The sequence below is a fragment of the Oscillibacter sp. KLE 1728 genome, assembly GCF_934833455.1.
Classification (GTDB): domain Bacteria; phylum Bacillota; class Clostridia; order Oscillospirales; family Oscillospiraceae; genus Oscillibacter; species Oscillibacter welbionis.
In genome coordinates this window covers 1-4072 of record NZ_CAKVVF010000124.1, presented here as the reverse complement: position 1 = coordinate 4072, position 4072 = coordinate 1, and the positions used below count along the sequence as shown (strand labels likewise).

Here is a 4072-nt window from a genome sequence, read left to right as displayed (position 1 = left end):
CGACGGGGAGACCATCGGCTTTACCGAGGGGCAGTATCTGTCCATCTCCCGCAGCGCCGGTGTCTGGCACGACGGCATGACGCTGAAGATCCCCTATCCGGAGGAGCCGTGACCGCTCCGCCGGCATACGCAAATGCCCCCGCGGTGAAAGCCGCGGGGGCATTTGTCAGCAACGCTTGCGCCGCTTCCGCTCCAGGCGGGGATCCCGCCGCTGAAAGGGCTTGTCGATGAGGATGATGTCGTCTCCGATCCGCTGGATGCACTCCCAGGGGATGTAGAACTCCTCCCCCCTGCCGAACAGGCCGAAAAAGCGGCCCGGGCCGTAGACGATGATGGCTACCACCTGCCCCTCCGGCACCCGCACGTCCAGGTCCGACACGTAGCCCAGGCGGCAGCCGTCGCAGACGTTGATGACCTCCTTGCACCGGAAATCCCGGATCCTGCACTGCACCGCGCTCACCCCCTGCCTTGAGACTATGCAGTGGACGGAATGTCCCAACACTGTTTTATGCAGACGGGCAGAAAGCGACAAAAGCTTCCAGTATAGGAAAAAAGCCCTCCGGCCATACTGAACTCATGAAGTTTCAGGTTTTGAGGGGGCACAGCCATGCAGGGCAAGGTGGAGATCGCGGGCGTCAACACGGCAAAGCTGAAGGTGTTGAAAAACGAGGAGACCATGGAACTCCTGCGCCGCACCAAGGCCGGGGACCAGGAGGCCCGCCGGGAACTGATCGAGGGAAATCTGCGGCTGGTGCTCTCCGTCATCCAGCGCTTCGCCGGCCGGGGCGAGAACGCCGACGACCTGTTTCAGGTGGGCTGCGTGGGGCTCATCAAGGCCATCGACAACTTTGACATCAATCAGCCGGTGCGGTTTTCCACTTACGGCGTGCCCATGATCATCGGCGAGATCCGCCGATATCTCCGGGACAACAGCGCCATCCGGGTGTCCCGCTCCATGCGGGACACGGCCTATAAAGTCCTGCAGGTCCGGGACAGGTACCTGGCGGAAAACCAGCGGGAGCCCACGGTGGAACAGATCGCCCAGGAGCTGGGCATCCCCCGGGAGGAAGTGGTCTTCGCCATGGACGCCATCGTGGATCCCGTGTCGCTGTACGAGCCGGTATACTCCGACGGCGGCGACGCCATCTGCGTCATGGACCAGGTCAGCGACACCCGGAACACCGACGAGGCCTGGACGGACCGCATCGCCCTGAAAGAGGCCATGAAGCGGCTGGATGACCGGGAGCGGCGCATCCTCTCCCTGCGGTTCTACGAGGGAAAGACCCAGATGGAGGTCAGCGCGGAGGTCGGCATCTCCCAGGCTCAGGTGAGCCGGCTGGAGAAGGGCGCCATCAACACCATCAAAAAAAATATATGAGCAGGCGGGGCCGGGAAACCGGCCCCGCTGTCTTTACGTCTCAGAGGCTTCTGTTGTCTCCGTCGGTGAGAGCCCGTTAAAGAAGCTCCCGCCATCCGACAAAGTGAATGTCTTGGACAGGCCCGCGGCGCTCTGGCCGCCCTCTCCGCCGCCGGGGCCGCGGCCGCCTGCGGGAGATTCCCTACCGTCAGGCTCCATTTCCCCATCCGGGCGCTCAGGGGGATCGTCCGGAACTTCACTGCCAGCGTTCTCCGGCACCTCGCCCTCCGGCGCCTGCCAGGGATCCAAGTCCGCGGGAGGCGCCTCACCGCCCATGTGCCGACCGCCGCCGGGGCTGCCCACGCCGTCGGACATGGTGCCGGCCAGTTGGGTGTCTCCCTGCCACAGGGTGTAGTCCCCTGCCGTCAGGTCCGGGGAGGACACCACCAGACAGGTGAAGTCGTTTGCCGGCGTCCAGGTGCCCACAGTCTCCCCGTCGGCGTTTTGCAGGGTATAGGTCTGGCCGCCGTTCTGCCGGGATGCAAAGGAGAACACCACATAGTTCTGGGCCCCGCCGTCGATTTGGTCATACATATTGCCGGAGGCCGCTACTGTGCCGCCGTTGATGGTGATGCCCATGGTGGCGTCGATACCCGCGTCCCCGCTGTCGGAGCAGGCCGCGGCGGTGACGGCGCCGCCGTTGATTACCAGCCAGCCGTTGGAGTCGATGCCGTCGCCTTCGCCGGTCTCGCCGGTGACCTGAATGTTCACGGAACCGCCGTTGACAGTGGTGACGGATACATTGTCCTCATTGGTGTTGATGCCGTCATTGCCGGAGGTGATGTTGATGGTGCCGCCGTTGATGGTGAGGTGCAGCTCCGTGTCCAGCCCCTCATTGTCGGCGGTGATGTTCAGCACACCAGTGCCGGCCTCACCCCCGTCCACATTCATGGACATCTTGGAGTAAAATGCGCCGTCGTATTTGTGGAGCTTCTCGCTGTCCTCCACGGTCATTCCGTCCTCGCTGAGCACCACGCTGTCCGGGTCGTAGATCCGGGCCACATAGGAGCCGGTGACGTTGTTGATAGTACCGTCAGCAATCAGCACGTTGGCACCGGCGGCGGAGGTGTCCACGGTCTCCGAGGCGGTGTCCTCGTCTGTGCTGCCGCACTCATAGACGTTATAGAAAATCACCGCCGGGGCCACAGTGCAGGTGATGTCCACGCCGTTCAGGATCAGCGTCACCACTGCCGCCGGGTCGTCCTCCGCGTCCTCCCCCAGGTCCACAGCGATCTGTCCTGCGGACAGGGTGCCGCTGAGGGCGTAGGTGCCGGGTTGTGTGATGTGGACCACCGTGTGGGCCTCCGCCTCTTCGGCGGTGTGTTCGTCGGCCTCCGTGCCCTCGCCGTAGGTGAAGTCGCGGCCGGATTCATAGCAGACAATGTCATGGGCCGTGTGGACGGCGGCTGACTCGTCTGTGGAGACCGCCTTCCCGTCCACAATAATGCCGTCATCCGAGAGGACGATGGAAACAGCGTCCGGAAATTCCTGCGCGGCCGTCTCGCGGCCCTGCGCGCCGCAGCCAGAAAGCGCGGCCGCAGCCATCGCCAGCCCCAGCAAGAGAGAAGCAATTCGTTTCATTGCAGCAAATCCTTTCCGTCAAGATGGAGGCAGTCTATCATGGATTTCTGAATTTCCACTGAAAAAAGGAGGAAAAAAATTGACCTTTTCACAAGTTCGGAGTAAGCTGAAAGCAAGTCATCAAAAACGAGGAGACCGCACACATGGACTACAAAAAGCTCAGAGACACCCGGAACAGCTCCAACCCCTTCGCCCAGCGGCTGGGGATCTTTGTGGAGGAGATCGGCCCCGGCTACGCCCGGGCGGTAAAGGACATCACGGCGGAGGACGCCAACCCTGTGGGGGTTGCCCACGGGGGCTGCTACTTCTCCCTGGCAGACACGGCCTGCGGCTCCGCCATGGCCTCCCACGGATATTATGCCGTGACGGTGAACGCCTCCTACAACTTTCTCCGCAGCGCCAAGCTGGGGGACCATCTGGTGGCAGAGGCCCGGGAGACCAAGCCCGGCCGAACTCTCTGCTTTTACGAGGTGGAGATCCGGGATCAGGCGGGGACGCTGCTGGGGAACGGATCCATCACCTTCTACAAGCTGGACCGGGAGATCCCGCTGTGAGAAGCGCATACAAAAAGACCGCCCTTCGGCGGTCTTTTTGCATGCTTATTTCTTGAAGCTGTCCTTCAAGCTCACAGATCGGTTGAACACCAGATGGCCGGGCTTGGAGTCCTTGCTGTCCAGGCAGAAGTAGCCCAGGCGCATGAACTGGAAGCTGGCGGGAGCTGCGGCATCCGCCAGGGAAGGCTCCACCTTGCAGCCGGTGAGGACCTCCAGGGAGTTGGGGTTCAGGCACTCCAGAAAGTTCTTGTCGGCGGCGTCCGGGTCCGCGTCGGTGAACAGGTTGTCGTACAGCCGCACCTCCGCGTCGATGGCGGTGGCGGCATCCACCCAATGGATGGTGGCACCCCTCACCTTCCGGCCGTCAGCGGGGTCGCCGCCCCGGCTCTCCGGGTCGTACTCCGCCAGCACCTCGGTGACGCTGCCGTTCTCGTCCTTCACGCAGCCGGTGCAGCGGATGAGATAAGCCCCTTTCAGGCGGCACTCCGGTCCATTGGGGTAGAGCCGCTTGTACTTGGGC

4 protein-coding genes and 1 pseudogene are annotated in these 4072 nt (G+C 63.0%); 2 read left to right on the top strand and 3 right to left on the bottom strand.

The window, feature by feature from the left end; genetic code table 11:
• Positions 1-166: 166 nt before the first annotated feature.
• Positions 167-451 carry a YlmC/YmxH family sporulation protein gene (locus tag QVE23_RS10565; protein ID WP_025544543.1) on the bottom strand — a complete coding sequence of 95 codons (285 nt, stop codon included), beginning with the start codon at positions 449-451 and terminating at the stop codon, positions 167-169.
• A gap of 156 nt (positions 452-607) precedes the next feature.
• Here QVE23_RS10565 and sigG point away from each other — a divergent pair, with 156 nt between their 5' ends.
• Complete coding sequence (gene sigG, locus QVE23_RS10560) at positions 608-1378, top strand: RNA polymerase sporulation sigma factor SigG (protein ID WP_287826000.1); 771 nt, start codon at positions 608-610, stop codon at positions 1376-1378.
• A gap of 33 nt (positions 1379-1411) precedes the next feature.
• Here the strand turns inward: sigG and QVE23_RS10555 are convergent, their stop codons facing one another.
• The gene (locus QVE23_RS10555; RefSeq protein ID WP_287967002.1) at positions 1412-2998 is read right to left on the bottom strand and encodes a carbohydrate-binding domain-containing protein; all 1587 of its coding nucleotides are present in this window, start codon (positions 2996-2998) and stop codon (positions 1412-1414) included.
• A 143-nt stretch (positions 2999-3141) separates the two neighbouring features.
• Between QVE23_RS10555 and QVE23_RS10550 the strand changes: the two genes are divergently transcribed.
• A complete protein-coding gene (locus QVE23_RS10550) occupies positions 3142-3552 on the top strand; it encodes a PaaI family thioesterase (RefSeq protein ID WP_287968187.1) in 411 nt (136 codons plus the stop codon).
• Between the two features lie 45 nt (positions 3553-3597).
• Here QVE23_RS10550 and QVE23_RS10545 read toward each other — a convergent pair.
• Positions 3598-4072, bottom strand: a pseudogene (locus tag QVE23_RS10545) (glutamine--tRNA ligase); the annotation flags it as partial.